Origin of the sequence: Lactiplantibacillus brownii (genome assembly GCF_031085375.1) — a bacterium.
GTDB lineage: Bacteria > Bacillota > Bacilli > Lactobacillales > Lactobacillaceae > Lactiplantibacillus > Lactiplantibacillus brownii.
Window position 1 is genome coordinate 261,575 of the sequence record NZ_JAVCWF010000001.1, and the last position, 16,191, is coordinate 277,765.

Below are 16,191 nucleotides of genomic sequence, written 5' to 3' on the forward strand. Positions count from 1 at the left end.
ATTTTTTTACGATTATTTCAATAAATACTTAGCGTCAAAATCATGGTCGTATGAAGATAAGATCTTGGGACCATCATCAGTTACTACTAAAGTGTGTTCATATTGGCAGCTAAGGCTACCATCCATAGTCCGCACCGTCCAGCCGTCATCAGCGGTTTCGCCAGAGCGCCAGTCGCCAACGTTAACCATTGGTTCGATGGTGATAGTCATCCCAGCCTTTAAGCGGGTGCCATGACCAGCTTCGCCATAATGAGGGACATCTGGTTTTTCGTGCATCGTCGGTCCAATGCCATGGCCAATGTATTCACGGACGACGCCGTAGCCCATTTGGTTTTCAGCGTAGTTTTGGATAGCCCAGCCAATGTCACCAATACGGTTACCAACAACAGCTTGGTCGATGCCAAGGTACAAAGCCTTCCAGGTAACGTCCATTAATTTTTGTACTTCTGGTGACGCTGTACCGGCAACAAAGGCGTGGCAAGAGTCACTCAAGTAACCATGATAGTTAATAACGGTATCCACTTTTAATAAGTCGCCGTCTTTAATTAAGATGTCTTTGCTAGGGCAGCCGTGACAAATCATGTCATTGACGCTGACACAAGTTGAGTATTTGTAGCCTTCAAAGTTGAGTTCGCCAGGGGTGGCATCATGCGCAATGATATATTCATAAGCGTAGTGGTCAACATCCCAAGTTGTTAGTCCGGGTTTAATATAATCTGCGAGTGCATGAAACAGACCGACCATAATATCGCCAGCTGCTTGCATACCCTTAATCTCGCGATCTGATTTAAGAGTTATCATTTTGCCTTTTTTCCTCCAAAAAAATTTAAATATTGTAAGTGAAAAAGTTTCCATATCTAGTATACTCCAGGCAAGTCTTTCCGACAAAAAGCAAAATTGTGAGTAGTGGTAGTCAGGTACTTAAAAAATGATCTTTCATGAAATACAGGAATGTTGTCGCTGTTAGTGCGGTTTGAGCTTGGTTATATATGGGTAAGCTGATTGGTTGATTCTTTGAGATAGGTCGTAAATATGAGGGCTAGTTTGTTGCTCCCAAGGAATTTTAGCGCCTGAATAACTTCCTCATAATGAGACGTATCCGTGGTCTCACCTTGGATGAAGGCTAATAAGTTATTAAAAAAGCGTAAACAGGCATGTTCAAATACTAAGTCGTCTGCGAGGGTGATTTGCCTCATCTTCTGTAAAACACTGGTTGCAGTGGTCCATTCGTGCCGGTCAATCGATAATATTAATACATTGACAAGCATTCTAAAGGATTCACTGCCATAACTTCTCAAAGATGAATATGCACTCAAATTGCTTAAAGTTTTAAATATGACTACGTTGATGAAATCAGTTGAAAAAATAAACATACAATTATTAAAAAGTACGGTTTCATAGTGAGTCCAAGTTTCGATCCTTATCAAATAGTCATGCAGAATTTGTTCACAAGTCTCATCGCTTTTATGCTGTAATTTCTTTTTGAGAATGACTAATAGGCAATATAGATGAAGCTCTCTAGTGCTATTGTTTTTGATGGCCGCATATTCTTTAATCATATTGGTTAGTGCTTGGATATTTTTATTTTCAAACTCGTTTTGGGCTTTAGTGTAATCTAAGAATATTTTTTCTTGATTGAAATTTTCTTTGATAAAATAAAATTCGTCAAAGGTGACATTGAGTTTTTCAAGGATGAATCGAAACTTGGTGATTGAAGTATTTACTTGGTCGTGCGATATCCTGTAATAATTTTGTCTACTAATTTCGGTACCACATATAGCCGTTAAAGAAATATTTTTCCGTTGTCTCAAGTATTCGATTGTTTCCCCAGTTTTCATCAAAATTCACCCCATAGTCAAAATCTGTCTCACATCTGAGACAGTTGGTGAGTTTATGTTACCAAAAACAATCCTGTGTTGAAAAAGAATTACCCTTGTCTTGTAAAAGGAGAGGGGGGTATTCCAAAATGCAAGTAAGCGATAGCTTAATAGAATTTAGAAATGTCGATAAAACACTTGGAAAACGGAAAGTTATTCGAGATCTAAGCTTTAAAATTGAAAAGGGGAAAATTTTTGCATTGCTTGGTCCGAATGGCGCGGGTAAAACAACCACAATTCGTTTATTGACAGGGTTGCTAGCACCTACGAGTGGTCAGATAGTGTTCTCAAATAAAAGTAATCAACAAATTGACGATACGTTCAGACAAAATATTGGTGTTCAAGATGATGGTAACCTATATGACAATCTGACTGTTATAGAGAATTTGGACTTGTGGGGTGATTTTTATCAGATGCCACAGGAGTTGAAACATCATCAGATTGATGAAATTTTACGCTTTTTTGATTTATTCGATCGAAAGAATTCTAAGGTTGGTCAACTTAGTAAGGGAATGCGGCAAAAAGTCAGTATCGCAAGAGCTGTATTCCATAAACCCAAACTCTTAATTTTAGATGAGCCAACTTCTGGATTGGATCCACAGGCGATGGATAATTTGACACATTATTTAAAAAAGCTAGTCAAAAGTAGGAATATGACAGTTATGATGTGTACTCATCAATTACAGGGACTTGAGAAAATAGCCGATTCGATTGGTATCCTTAAAGAGGGTAACTTGATTCAGTACGGTGAATCACGTGAAATTATTGAAGCGTTTTGGCCCAATGTAGTCTATCAAGTTGTAGCAACGCCAATTGACAAAGCTAATATTCTTTTAAATAAGGATAAGAATGTCAAATCAGTTTGCAACGCTGACGTCTTTGAAGTGAGTTTAAATGCGGGTGCAACTATTGCAAATGTGGTGACTGATCTGGTTGAAAATAATGTTTCTGTAAGCATGGTCGAAAAAGTTGATCATACAATAAAAGAAGTTTATTTTGAGACGATAGGAAGGTAGGATTAATGATTAACTTAGGTCGTGTCAAAACGCTTGTCAAAAAAGACCTGCTTGGAATCAAAAATGATAAAGTAACGCTCTTACCACTATGTTTATTGCCGTTAGTGTTCAGCTTGATTTTACCTACTATTTTACTGTTGGGTGGTGAAAAAAGTACGGTGATTAATGATATTGGCGGCGTAAGTTCATTTATGACCAATTTGAATACTACGATTATTCCGCACAATATACCGTCAGAATATGTCGAGATATATGCGATCTTAATGTATTTTTTCATTCCAATATTCGCATTAATTCCAGTGATGCTTGCTACGGTAATTGCGAGCTCGAGCTTTGTTGGAGAAAAGGAAAACAAAACAATCGAGGGGTTACTGTATACGCCACTCACCAACAGTGAACTAGTTTTGGGGAAAATACTTGCAGCAGCGATTCCAGCAATGCTTGCTACTTGGGTATCAATTCTTATTTATGGGATATTGCTTGATACGCTGGGTTTGAATGTCTTTAAGACAATGATTTTCCCAAATGTGACTTGGATATTGGTGGCATTATTTTTGGATCCTTGCATTGTTTTCCTAGCAATAGCCCTAGTTATCTTCGTTGCCCAGCGCGTGAAAACCAGTAAAGCGGCCCAATCAGTGGCTATGATACTTATTCTACCAATCATCGTAGGAGTTATTTCTCAAGCAAGTGGTGCAGTTCTACTAGGAATACGCGCAGTTTTGATTGTTACGGTATTGTTGTTGTTAATTGATTTATTCATATTTGTGGTTGTTGTGAAACGTTTCAATCGAGAAAAATACATTTTAAAAATATAGTAATGATTTTCTGAAGGTATGTAGGACTAAATGATAATAGGTGATAAGGTTCGATTGGGGGCATGAATTTTTCACAGCGTGATATTTCAAGTACATGTACACTGCTGATAAACGAAGGATCAGTCAGCTCTTCTATAAGCGCTGATGATTGTTTTCGAGGTAAGTGGGAGTCAGATAATAATTGTAAAAAAATTCGCCCGCACAAAAACACCGTGCTGACGGGAAGAAATCGGATTCGTTGTTTACAACTGAATTAATATTTTGAAATTAGTCCTTTTCATCGTGGAAGATAATGATACAATATATAGTGTTGTTTCGAACGGAAGCACTACATATGGTAGTGTGAGTCGTAATGGTTGGCCAACTATAATGACGCAACGGCATATTATTAGTCACGGAAAGAGGAATTTGATTTTGAGTAATTATTTTAAATTTTTAGCGCACCAATTGAAAGGTTGGCCACAACAAAACTACTATTTATTCTACTTTAGCTTGGGTTGCCAAGTGATGACCTTGGTGAGTGCCCCAATCACAGCGTTATCTATTCTAACATTTATTGGGACCACTTTGGGCGTTTTATGTGTCTTGGCTATCAATGCGGCTAAATCAGTAAATGGCCTATTAGGAGTCATTTCCGCGGCTTGCTTTATCGTCGTTGGGTTCTCTGCAAAGAACTATTTGAGTATTGGTGAACAATTAGCTTATGTCGTTACTTTGGATATTCCAGTATTACTTAGTGCTAGCTGGAACGTCAACATGGTTTCAAAAATCCGAAAGTTTACGGGTAAAACTTGGATTGTTGCCATCGTATCAACGTTAGTCGTCTATGGCATTTCTGGTTACTTAATTGGTGCCTTAACGGATGATCCACGGCCATGGGTCGATGCTATTAGCTTTGCCATCTGCTTAACAGCCGGTGTCATTTGCTTCTTACGCTACAACAACCAATATTTCTGGTGGATCGCTTCTGGTCTGGCTCAAATGGTTCTTTGGTTTATCTCATTCCGTCAAGGCTCAGCCACTTTAGCGATGTTCATCAACAGTTCAGTTTACTTGATGAATGACATCTTGGCCTTCACGGTTTCACCTTGGTACAACAAGCATGAACGGGCTCGGTTGATTGCTGAAGAAAAAGCCAGTGCGCAAGCTGAAAAATCAACTGAACAAAATGTGTTTGGTTTGGATCATCAAGCTTAAAAGTTCCTGCATGACCATATTTTTAAAAAAGTAAACTAGCGACCGTTAATTCCTTGATGAAGGCTATCAAGTGATTAAGGTCGCTTTTCTGTCGTTGTTTTGAAAATGATCCTCATTGGTTTCAAAATAGCGTGACGAAATAGGTCGCGTTTGCAGAAAATTTGTTTTATACTAATACCGATGAGTGGGTTAACTAATTTTGAGGGGGATTTAGAGAATGTTGAATGCGGACGATCAAAAGCACCATTTTAAAATGTACAAACGTGGTAAAGTCTGGGTGACAATTGGTATTGTCGCCTTGACTTGGCAAATTGGGGGCATGACCAGTCAAGCTGCGACGACTAGGGTCACAGTTCCTACGGTGACACCCAAAACGACTGATGATGCCGTACCGGTCAAAGCAAAGACAACGACCTTGCGAACCAAGACGGTTAAGCCGAAAACTGATGACCAGAAGACAACCCAAACAGGGCATTCAAAGACAACCGCGGATGCACAAGTAAAATCTGATCATTCTCAAGTTAAAGTTGAAGCACCCAAGACTGAAAATCAGGCGGTTAAACCTATCTCTAAACCGACGTCGGCGACGAATCAGGCTCAATCGGAACCTTCGACACAACCGTTCAAACCAACACACAATACCATACCAACTGACCAGTCCGTGACTCAACCAGTAGTGGTCGTTAAACCCGCTAAGGTTGGCTCGCAGCCACAGTTAGCCATTAACCAGTCAACTAAGAATTCGGTAGTTCAGCCAGTCGCTGCGCCGTTAGGATCGACTAATGATAACAACACTAATCCTACTAAACCGACACCAGCAAAAGATTATGCGGCGTATAATCAGACCACTAATCTTGATAAAGGGATTTTAGGAACGAGTGAATGGTGGATTGATGCGGGTGATGTGTTACACATTGGGGGCGGCCAGCTCGCAGACACACATGTTTGGGACGATTACGATCCGAATAAAGCTGAAACTGACCATAATCCCGCGAATGAGAAGAAGGCTTCGCGACGTACAGGAATTAAGCCTCGTACCCAAGGAATCTCAATTTGGGGGAACGAAGCAACTAATATTAATCGAATTATTTTAGAGGACACGATCAAGACTAGCGCCGATGCTTCGGGGCTATTCTACAATTTAACGTCATTGTCACAGATTGACCACTTATCTAGGCTGGATACGCGACAAGCCACTAATATGGCATTCATGTTTGCCATGGATTTCTCGTTAGCCCAACTGGATCTATCCCATTTTCAGACTGCTAATGTGACCAATATGAATGGTACTTTTACCGGCTTATCTAGTCTTGAAAGCTTGGACTTATCATCGCTAAATACTGGTCAGGTTATCGATATGACTGAAATGTTGGCCGAAAATGCTAGTTTGACCCAACTTGATCTATCCACCCTAGACACACACAATGTGGTCAAAATGAGTGGCTTATTGATGGATGATAGCAGTCTTGAACGACTTAATTTAACCCATTTGGATACAAGCAACGTGACTTTGATGGATGAAATGTTTCAAGGCTTAGATGCTATTCAGGACTTGGATGTCTCTGGGCTAAATACGGGTAAAGTAGTCGATATGACGGCCATGTTTGGGCGAGATGATGATGCTTACCCGATGGACCCGGAAGATCCCGAAGAATCGGCACCAATTGAGAATCCAATGACACTTGACCTCTCTAACTTTGATATGCGTCATTTGGATTATGCATTAGGCATGCTGGATTTACCCTTAATTGAGATCACGCTTGGAAAAAATTCAATTTTGACACTGGATGTGCCTTACTATAATGAGCAGCACGAACTTATTAAGCAACAGACAATGGCACTGAACACATTTGCGCCAAATACTGAGTATGAGGGTCAACAATATACGGGTCGCTGGGTCAATACGAAAACGCATCAAGTGTACACGACCGCCCAATTAATGGCGCTTTATACGCTCAAAGGTGAGCGCCCGGTAGCGACCTATCAGCAGCAAAAAAATTTAGACGTTAAAGATAGTGTGATTAAGTTAGGGACGCCGTGGCAAGTTGCGGATAACTTTGTCAGTGCGACCAACGCTGACGGTAGCGCTGTTAGCGTCAACGAGTCGTTGATCAAAATTAAAAATCAGCCAAACACACAAGTGCTGGGGAAGACACTCGTGACATACGAGTTTACGAACTCAACCGGTTTCTTGGCCACGAGCCAAGCCCAAGTGATCGTGACTGGGATTCTTTTGACTGAAACCCACAAACAACTGACTGTTGGGACGACGTGGCAGCCATTGAGCAACGTTAAATTGGCAGTTAATTCTGCTGGAGATGTGGTGACGACAACGGGGGTCACGGCCACAATCTTTGATGCTAATGGCCAGCCGGTCACGAATTTTCATGTTCCTGGTCAGTATCACGTGACTTACCAGTTGAAAGATGATCCGACGAGTTTGGTGACAATACCGGTAACAGTGGTTAATTTAGCAGCCATTGAGGCCAAAAATAGTGCTATCAAATTGGGAACCGTTTGGCAGCCGAGTGATAACTTTAGTGCCGTTGATGAAAATGGTCACACGCTCGCGCCAACTGCGCCCGGTGTCCATTTAACCGGCAGGCCCAATACGAAGGTTCCTGGTAATTATCATGTGACTTATACCTATACCGACATGACTAACCATCAAGCGTCAAAAGAGGCAACGGTCACGGTTGCCGGTCTCCTGTTAAAGCAGGATCAAGCAAACTTGATCACGACAGCAAACTGGCAACCACAAGCCAATTTGAAATTGGCCGTTAACGCTGACGGTAAATCGTTAACAGCGGGTGAAATGCAAATTACGGCGCAACCAGTGACCGGCCACACGACAACCACGTCATTGGCACAGTTGACTGGCCCTGGAACTTACGTTGTGACATATCAGTTTACAGATCAATTAGGCACGCATCAGGCCCAGACGCGAGTCACCGTTGTTAGCCACGCTATGATCAAGGCACATGATCAATTGGTGGCGGCTGGTGATTCTTGGCATCCCAAAGCTGGTTTTGTGACGGCGACGGATGAATATGGCCGACCATTGGCGTGGTCAGCGATAACCGTTACTGGAAGAGTCGATGTTGATCAAGCCGGGCAGTATCCGGTCACCTACTCCTATGTGGATGCGGCTGGCAACTTAACGCGTCAGACCACTACTGTGACAGTTTTGGCTGCAAGCGTTCCAACCCAACCGACTGACAATCATCATCAAGGTGAGCAGTCAAAGCTACGCCCACAACCAGCAGCTGAAAAACCGACAATCGTGAAGCCTATAACTGTCAAGCCGGTGATTGTTAAGGCGACAACCGTCGCGGCAGCTAAGCCAGCTAAAATCAGTCACACCGACCAATCGGTGTTGAAACCACTCTATCAGCCGGCTTCACCGGTGACTTTACCCAAAACTGATGAGGCACCAACAACCGCGATTTCGATCATGGGGCTGGTTGGATTACTGATGAGTAGTTGGTTAGCGGGTGTCGCCTGGCTAAAAAGACACTAAATAGTCGCTTGAAAACGATTAAATGAGAGGTTAATAACATTAAATCCGCACCAGACTAGCTGAACAGTCGGCTAGCGCTGTGCGGATTTAATGCTTTCAGGGATCTAATACAGCGTAGTGTTCACATTTTAAAGCAATCCTGTGGACCAGCCCAACCGGAGACCTAAAAATAGGATGACTACGGGACCGCAATCTCAATAATTTCATAAGCTTGTCTAGACTTGTTAGACAAGTGAAAACAAAAATGAAAGCTTGGTAAAACACTATTTACGTCATTTCAAATGTAAGCGTTGACAACTTGTCTAAACAAGTTTAAGATGAACCTTGTAAGCGATTGCTTAAACAGTTAGGAGGAACGTTTAGATGGTGAACAAAGCTGCATTAATCTATGATGATTTAATGCAAAAAATTGATCGTGATGTCTATAAGCCAGGCACGTATCTACCAAGCGAGCACCAGTTGTGTCAGTTGTATGGCATTTCGCGCGAAACTGGACGCAAAGCGTTGGCCGAATTAGCCGAGAATGGCTATATTCAAAAAATTCGTGGCAAAGGCTCAATCGTGATTGAACACCGTCAGTACGAATTTCCGGTTTCGGGCATCGTGAGTTACAAAGAATTGGCCGAAAAGATGAATGTGACAACTGAAAACGTGGTCTATGGTTTTGAAGAACATGTCAGTTTGCCTGTTCAGATGTTTACCTCGTTGGGGGTGGAAATGACGACAGCGCCAGTAACCGCCGTGAAACGTGTTCGGGTCATTGATGGCGAACCAGACATTATTGATAAAGATTATATTTTAACGTCAATTGTCCCGAAATTACCAAAAGCGGCGGCGGAAGATTCTTTATATGCCTATTTTGAAGATGTCTTGGGTTTGGAGATTGCTTACGCCACGAAAGAGATCACGATGGAGCCAGCGAACGATGAAGATCGCGAACAGTTACAACTTGATCCAGGGGCCTACGTTGCAGTGGTTCGGAGTGTGACTAGCTTAGCGGATGCGACACCGTTTCAGTTCACAGAATCGCGGCATCGAGCAGACAAATTCCGATTTCGGGATTTTGCCCGCCGAACGAAAAAGTAACTAGCAGAGAGGGAAAGCAGCATGAAATTATCGCAACAAGTGATTTATCAGATTTATCCTAAATCTTTTTACGATAGTGATGGTGATGGCATTGGTGATTTACGCGGGATTATTGAGAAGATTCCGTATTTACAAAAGTTAAATGTCGATATGATTTGGTTTAATCCGTTCTTCGTTTCGCCACAGAATGATAACGGTTACGATATTGCCGATTATTATCGGATTGATCCAACTTTTGGCACGATGAGTGATTTTGAAGAATTGGTGGCCAAGCTAAAAGCCATTGGTATTGGCGTGATGCTAGATATGGTGTTTAATCACACTTCGACCGAGCATGTCTGGTTTCAAAAAGCCCTAGCTGGTGATCGTAAATATCAGAAATTCTATTATTTGCGACATGCTAAACCAGACGGCAGTTTGCCGACCAATTGGGAATCTAAATTTGGCGGCCCAGCGTGGAGCCCATTTGGCGAGTCTGATTTATATTATCTTCATTTATATGATCCGACTCAAGCTGATCTGGATTGGCATAATCCAGCAGTACGCGCAGCTTGTGCCGAGGTCGTCAACTACTGGCGTCAAAAGGGTGTGAAAGGCTTTCGTTTTGATGTGATCAACGTCACTGGGAAAGCGGCTCAGTTGGTCGATGCGCCTAAGGGTGTGGCTAGCAAGACCTTGTATACTGACACGCCAATTGTTCAGGATTATTTAAAAGAGCTCAATGCGGCTAGCTTTGGTCAAGATCCTGATAGTGTGACGGTTGGTGAAATGTCATCGACCACGATTAAGAATAGTATCGGCTACACTAATCCGGATAATCATGAATTGTCGATGGTGTTTAACTTTCATCATTTGAAGACGGATTATGTGGATGGTCGTAAATGGTCGCGGATGTCGTTTGATTTTCCACGTCTCAAGCACTTACTCGATGGTTGGGCAACTGGCATGAATGCTGGCAACGGTTGGCAGGCGTTGTTTTGGAATAATCACGATCAACCACGAGCATTGAATCGTTTCGGTGATCCTGGTCGGTATCGGGTCAAGTCCGCAGAAATGCTAGCCACCGTCATTCATTTGATGCGAGGCACGCCTTTCATCTACATGGGTGAAGAGATTGGGATGACTGATCCGGACTATGATTCTATGGCAGATTACGTGGATATTGAAGCATTAAACGCTTATCGTGCGTTAGTACGGAGCGGTTACAGCCATGCGGATGCCTTTACAATTGTGAAAACGAAGGCACGTGATAATTCGCGGACACCGATGCAATGGGATGCTAGCCCTAAGGCCGGTTTTACCACTGGCCGACCATGGTTACGACCAACGAATCAAGCTAAGATCAATGTGGTCCAGGAGTTGGCTCACGGGGAAATATTCAAGTATTATCAGCAATTAATTAAGTTGCGCAAAACGCTGCCTATCGTGGCAGATGGTGACTATCGTACTTGGCGTTTAGATGACGATCAGGTCTTTGGTTATTGGCGGCAACTTGGTTCACAGCAATTATTAGTTTTAAACAATTTTTACGCGACCACCACTACGGTTGATCTACCAGCCGAAATGGTGACTGCCAAAGTCTTATTATCAAATTATGATGCTGTCAAAGTCCAACCGAAGATGGTGTTACAACCTTATCAATCGGTCGCTTTGTTAGTCAATAAGAATTAGGGGAGGATATATTATGGCAAAAATGCAAGCGGTCACAATCGCAACACCGGTCAATGGTGAAGTGATTCCACTCAAAGCAGTTAAAGATCCGGTCTTTTCGGCCGGTATGATGGGGCTTGGCTTTGGGGTACAACCAAGCGATGGCAAAATCGTTGCGCCAGTTAGTGGTAAAGTGACGATGGTTGCGGAAACGAAGCATGCGCTTGGTTTTGCAACACCAGATAACAATTTGGAAGTTTTGGTTCATTTAGGCATTGATACGGTTGAATTGAAAGGGAAACCTTTTGACTTAAAAGTCGGTGTGGGTGATGAAGTCCAGACAGGCGATGTGATTGCGACGATGGACTTAGCAGCGATTAAAGCGGCTAACAAACAACAAACCGTCATCTTAGCAGTAACTAATTCCAGCGATAAATTGGAATCCTTGGATGTTCATGATGGCACTGCGACTGCCGGAACTGAAGTGGCGACTGGCCGGTTGAATGCCAACACATTCAATGCAAAACGCAAAGGTAAGTTGCCTAAGGAAGGCAAATACGATCAATTAGCGACGGATATTATAAAAAATGTCGGTGGCGTTGAAAATATTAGCAGTTTGATTCATTGTATTACGCGATTACGTTTTTATTTGAAAGATGAAAGCAAAGCTAATGACGATGTTGTGGCTAACCTAAAAGGGGTCATTGACGTTGCCAAGGCTGGCGGTCAATATCAAGTCATCATTGGGCCGGCTGTAACGGATGTTTATGACGCGGTTATTAAGCAAATTGGTCCAGAACTTTCTAACGATGCAGAAACGGCCAAAGCTGTGGCTGAAACAACTGCGGCAGCTAATCGACCAACGACGACTTGGGGCAAGATTAAATGGGCCCTCAGTAGCTTGATTGGGGTCATCACCGGATCAATGATTCCAGTGATTGGCTTGTTGGCTGCTTCCGGTATCTTAAAAGGGGTCTTAGCGTTATTGACCACTTTCAAGTTGGTCAGCACGACTGATACGACTTATGTCATTATTAATGCGATGGGGGACTCCGTCTTCTACTTCCTACCAATCTTTGTTGGGTTTACTGCCGGCAAGAAACTGGGCGCCGATCCCGTGATCATGGGGATCATTGGTGGGGTCTTAACCTATCCGGCATTGGTTACAATGGCTAGTGGTAAAGCGATTGGGTCAGTTTTAGGCATGAGCATTAACGCGACCTTCTTTGGGTTACCCGTGCACATGGCTTCATACACCTACTCAATTTTCCCAATGATCGCTGGGGCTTGGTTAGCCAGCAAGTTGGAACCATGGCTCAAACGAGTTATTCCAACCGTCTTGCGGATGATTTTTGTGCCATTATTTGAAGTTATTATTGTTTCTGGTGTGATTATCTTATTCCTCGGTCCAATCATTACGATGATCTCGACTGGTTTAGCTAATGCGATCGTTTGGATCTACAACTTGAGTCCATCGATTTCTGGTTTGATTATTGGTGGGTTCTATCAAGTGCTAGTAATCTTCGGGTTGCACTGGGCGGTTGTGCCAATTGTCGCCAACGATATTGCTTCAACGGGTCACAGTTATTTAAATGCCATTATTTCTGCAACGATGGTCGCTCAAGGTGGTGCCGTTATGGCAATCGCTTTGAAGTCAAAATTAGCTAATATCAAAGAATTAGCTTGGCCAGCAACAATTTCAGCGTTCTCTGGTGTGACTGAACCTGCCATGTACGGGATTAACTTGAAGTATGGTCGTGCCTTTGTGACGGCCAGCATCGGGGCTGCCGTGGGTGGTTTCCTAACTGGTTTGATGCGCGTCAACATGTGGGGCTTTACCGGTTCCTTGATTGGATTCACATCCTTCGTTAATCCTAAGGGGATGGACTTCAGTTTCTGGGGCTTCTGGATTGCGTCAATCGTCACGGTCATTGTTTCCTTCACCTTAACTTGGATGTTCGGATTCAAAGATGAAGATGTCAATGCCGTTAAGACAGCACCTAAGAAACGTCATTTGGGTGAAACGGCTTAGTGATTTGTTAAATAATTAAAGCGGCAGTAACGACTTGATTAAATTTCAAGTCGTTACTGCCGCTTTTAATATTGTTGTTTTTGACTGGTTACTTTAGTTGCAATAGCTAAGCTTGACTCTGCATAGCAGTTGGTTTTGTCGCGCGTGGTTGTGTCAAACTAGCTGGGCTAAAGAGCTGATTGACCAACGTGGCTGGCAATAATTGTTTTTTCAGTAATAAGGCTTTAACTGAGTCGTGTTGTGCGACGGCTTGCTTGATCAACTTTGTGGTCGCCACGTAGCCCAAATAGGGAGTCAACACGGTCGCGGTAATAGCAGATTGTTCAACCGACTTGGCGCAGGCGGTTTTGTTAACGGTTAAGTCGCGCAAACAATTTTTAACGAGCGTATGCATCGCTTGTTGTAAATAACGTTCATTGGCTAAAAGGTCTCGCAACATGATTGGCTCAAAAGCGTTCAACTCTAATTGGCCAGCTTCGGCGGCCATGGTGACCGTGACATCATTACCAATAACTTCGAAACAAACTTGGTTGACGACTTCAGGAATCACTGGGTTGACCTTACCAGGCATGATTGATGATCCCGCTTGTTTGGCGGGCAGATGCAATTCATCGAGTCCGGATTGAGGCCCACTGGCCAATAACCGCAGATCATTGCTGAATTTCGATAAATTAACTGCTAAAGTTTTCATTGCACCTGAAAATTCAACAAAGCCGTCGCAGTTTTGAGTGGCATCGACCAAATCGGGTGCCGATTGCAAGGCTAACTTAGTATTCTGATTCAAAACTTTCAAAATGTTTTCTTGATAATAGTGGGTCGCGTTGACACCAGTCCCAATTGCGGTCCCACCTAAGTTAACGACTGTTAAATGATCGCCGGCAGTTTGCAAGCGTGCTAGGTCGCGTTTGAATAAATGATAGTAGGCCATAAAAGTCCGGCCATACGTGGTTGGAACGGCATCTTGTAACTGGGTCCGACCGACTTTAATCGTGTCTTCATGGGCTTTAGCTTGAACTAGCAAGGTTTGAACCAATTGACCGATCGCACCTAATAAACCGGGCAATTGTTGGAGAAGCGCCATTTTTCCAGCGGTTGGAAAAGTGTCGTTAGTAGATTGTGACTGGTTGACGTCATCGTTTGGTTGCAACTTAACCGCTGGCTTTAGCCGATGAGCTAAGTTTGCAACGACTTCATTAACATTCATATTAGCCGAAGTGCCCGCACCACCTTGAATTGCTGGAACAATAAAGCTATCAGCGTGACGGCCAATCAACAGGTCGTTGCAAGCAGCGACGATAGCCTGTTGTTTGTCGGTTGCTAAGGTGCCGGCAGCATGATTGGTTTCAGCGGCAGCTTTCTTAATCTGAACTAAACTTTGAATGATCAATGGATCTAATTTTTCATGACTAATGGGAAAGTTCCGTACTGCTCGCACAGTGTGAATCCCGTACAATGCCTGCTCATCAATGGGCAATTTACCAATACAATCCTCTTCAATCCGCATGCCATAACCCTCTTAATTAGATTTCATGTCATAACTTCTTACATGAATAGTTACAGTGTAGACCATTACAGTTTTAATACAATGATTTACAGCTAGTTGTAAATTTTCTGAAGCTTAGAAACTCAAAGACAAAACATTCAACGGCCAAACGGCTCTAAAACTAACTTTTCCACTGTAAAAAGCAAATGAGCTAACTTAGACCAATTTGCGTCGATAATGGTTTTTAGCAAAAAAATGATTGGCAACTGTTCATTACACCTGAACGGTTACCAATCATTTGAACCTTTTCTAACACAAGGATGAGCTTAACTTGAATTTTGCTTGGACTGAAAATTAGTACACCACAGCCAGCATATTTATTAAAATAATTTTGTCGGTCTCCGTTGACTAGCACGTTTGCTGTAAAGTGTTTTAAGCCGAGAACCAATGTCTTGAAAGTCGGTCCACTCCGATGCCAAATAGCGATTTAATCAAAAGAATATTGATGATTCCAGTATCAACGAAAGATTAATTGATATTAGGATTACTGATTAGCGCAGGGCGGGCTGGATGATGCTCAGTGGTGAAATTTTCCTTAGCTGGTGGATTTCCAGCTTAGGAAAAGCCCGGCTTGTGAGACCGCATTTTGGCTCACAAACGAGGCCACCACGTTCCAGCATCAGTCCAGACCAACCGAAGCGGCAAGCTAGGCTACACCATATTGGCACAATCAAATTGCCTGTAATTGGGCTTGTTGCCGAATTGCTTCCACATAGATGCGAACAAAATCAGTGCCATAGGCGGCTGCCAGTTGTTGTTCCAAGCTGGGTGTCGGTGGTAATTGTCGTAATAATGGCCGAATCCATTGATTTGTTGGCAATAATCGCAATAATTGATGGCTCGTGAATTGTGAAAATAGTAAATTGCGGCCGAAATATTGTCCGAGTCGTGCTTGAAATGCTGGTTGCTTAACTGGCACCAGCTGTAAGCTGCTATTATTCATATTTCCTAACAATAATTTGGCACTTGGAAAATCATCGTGTAGATCCAATCGTTGATTCTTATACGCCTTCGCAATGGTTGGCGATAATTGAACTAACCAAATTAATTGATGCTGTTCCAGATGTAAGACTAACCGCAACGTCACGATATCGATTGGTTGTAAGTAGTAGCTATATTGTTGCAGTGTTGTTGGCGTTAAACGTTGCCGCAAGGTTTGTCGTACGCTTGCGAAGTTACCGGCCTCCCAAGTGACGGCTAACTGGTCATGATTACTCAGCCATAACGTATGATCAGCGATGCGCAGGGTCAGAAATCGTGGCATTGAATGATCCGGTTGGTCAAGCATGAGTAACCAGTAGGAACTCGCGCTGGAACGTGCGAAGTTGCGTGCCAAGATGTGGACGTTGGTTGGTAAGGCCATTTGCACCGCCAGTTGTAGCTGACGCCGATGGGCATCGGTATTTACGAATTGGTTAGGATCGTGATTAATTCGTCGTTTTGCCATTGGCC

11 protein-coding genes are annotated in these 16,191 nt (G+C 42.9%); 7 read left to right on the forward strand and 4 right to left on the reverse strand.

The window, feature by feature from the left end; genetic code table 11:
- Nucleotides 1–12 precede the first annotated feature (12 nt).
- A complete protein-coding gene (gene map, locus RA086_RS01070) occupies nucleotides 13–801 on the reverse strand; it encodes a type I methionyl aminopeptidase (RefSeq protein WP_308702080.1) in 789 nt (262 codons plus the stop codon).
- Nucleotides 802–983: 182 nt separating this feature from the next.
- Nucleotides 984–1,838: an Rgg/GadR/MutR family transcriptional regulator gene (locus RA086_RS01075; RefSeq protein ID WP_308702081.1), complete on the reverse strand. Its 855-nt coding sequence runs from the start codon at nucleotides 1,836–1,838 to the stop codon at nucleotides 984–986.
- 128 nt (nucleotides 1,839–1,966) lie between these two features.
- Between RA086_RS01075 and RA086_RS01080 the strand changes: the two genes are divergently transcribed.
- The 7 genes from RA086_RS01080 (at nucleotide 1,967) to RA086_RS01110 (ending at nucleotide 13,196) form a co-directional block, all read left to right on the forward strand.
- The gene (locus RA086_RS01080; protein ID WP_308702082.1) at nucleotides 1,967–2,893 is read left to right on the forward strand and encodes an ABC transporter ATP-binding protein; all 927 of its coding nucleotides are present in this window, start codon (nucleotides 1,967–1,969) and stop codon (nucleotides 2,891–2,893) included.
- Between the two features lie 5 nt (nucleotides 2,894–2,898).
- The gene (locus RA086_RS01085) at nucleotides 2,899–3,711 is read left to right on the forward strand and encodes an ABC transporter permease (RefSeq protein WP_308702083.1); all 813 of its coding nucleotides are present in this window, start codon (nucleotides 2,899–2,901) and stop codon (nucleotides 3,709–3,711) included.
- 369 nt (nucleotides 3,712–4,080) lie between these two features.
- On the forward strand, nucleotides 4,081–4,908 hold the full coding sequence (gene pnuC, locus RA086_RS01090) for a nicotinamide riboside transporter PnuC (protein ID WP_308702084.1): 828 nt from the start codon (nucleotides 4,081–4,083) through the stop codon (nucleotides 4,906–4,908).
- Nucleotides 4,909–5,125: 217 nt separating this feature from the next.
- The gene (locus RA086_RS01095) at nucleotides 5,126–8,428 is read left to right on the forward strand and encodes a bacterial Ig-like domain-containing protein (RefSeq protein WP_308702085.1); all 3,303 of its coding nucleotides are present in this window, start codon (nucleotides 5,126–5,128) and stop codon (nucleotides 8,426–8,428) included.
- A 366-nt stretch (nucleotides 8,429–8,794) separates the two neighbouring features.
- Complete coding sequence (gene treR, locus RA086_RS01100) at nucleotides 8,795–9,514, forward strand: trehalose operon repressor (protein WP_308704391.1); 720 nt, start codon at nucleotides 8,795–8,797, stop codon at nucleotides 9,512–9,514.
- Between the two features lie 21 nt (nucleotides 9,515–9,535).
- Nucleotides 9,536–11,185, forward strand: coding sequence for an alpha,alpha-phosphotrehalase (treC, locus tag RA086_RS01105; protein ID WP_308702086.1), 1,650 nt, complete (start codon nucleotides 9,536–9,538; stop codon nucleotides 11,183–11,185).
- A gap of 13 nt (nucleotides 11,186–11,198) precedes the next feature.
- Nucleotides 11,199–13,196, forward strand: coding sequence for a glucose PTS transporter subunit IIA (locus tag RA086_RS01110; protein ID WP_308702087.1), 1,998 nt, complete (start codon nucleotides 11,199–11,201; stop codon nucleotides 13,194–13,196).
- Between the two features lie 106 nt (nucleotides 13,197–13,302).
- Here RA086_RS01110 and RA086_RS01115 read toward each other — a convergent pair whose 3' ends face one another.
- Nucleotides 13,303–14,700, reverse strand: a complete 1,398-nt coding sequence (locus tag RA086_RS01115) for an aspartate ammonia-lyase (RefSeq protein ID WP_308702088.1) — start codon at nucleotides 14,698–14,700, stop codon at nucleotides 13,303–13,305.
- A 709-nt stretch (nucleotides 14,701–15,409) separates the two neighbouring features.
- Complete coding sequence (locus tag RA086_RS01120; protein ID WP_308702089.1) at nucleotides 15,410–16,186, reverse strand: hypothetical protein; 777 nt, start codon at nucleotides 16,184–16,186, stop codon at nucleotides 15,410–15,412.
- Between the last annotated feature and the right edge of the window lie 5 nt (nucleotides 16,187–16,191).

Coding starts and splice junctions, on each gene's coding strand:
- pnuC (WP_308702084.1), top strand. CDS start 4,081: ATGACGCAACGGCATATTATTAGTCACGGAAAGAGGAATTTGATTTTG.
- RA086_RS01110 (WP_308702087.1), top strand. CDS start 11,199: ATGGCAAAAATGCAAGCGGTCACAATCGCAACACCGGTCAATGGTGAA.
- RA086_RS01080 (WP_308702082.1), top strand. CDS start 1,967: ATGCAAGTAAGCGATAGCTTAATAGAATTTAGAAATGTCGATAAAACA.
- RA086_RS01095 (WP_308702085.1), top strand. CDS start 5,126: ATGTTGAATGCGGACGATCAAAAGCACCATTTTAAAATGTACAAACGT.
- RA086_RS01120 (WP_308702089.1), bottom strand. CDS start 16,186: ATGGCAAAACGACGAATTAATCACGATCCTAACCAATTCGTAAATACC.
- RA086_RS01075 (WP_308702081.1), bottom strand. CDS start 1,838: ATGAAAACTGGGGAAACAATCGAATACTTGAGACAACGGAAAAATATT.
- RA086_RS01115 (WP_308702088.1), bottom strand. CDS start 14,700: ATGCGGATTGAAGAGGATTGTATTGGTAAATTGCCCATTGATGAGCAG.
- treC (WP_308702086.1), top strand. CDS start 9,536: ATGAAATTATCGCAACAAGTGATTTATCAGATTTATCCTAAATCTTTT.
- RA086_RS01085 (WP_308702083.1), top strand. CDS start 2,899: ATGATTAACTTAGGTCGTGTCAAAACGCTTGTCAAAAAAGACCTGCTT.
- map (WP_308702080.1), bottom strand. CDS start 801: ATGATAACTCTTAAATCAGATCGCGAGATTAAGGGTATGCAAGCAGCT.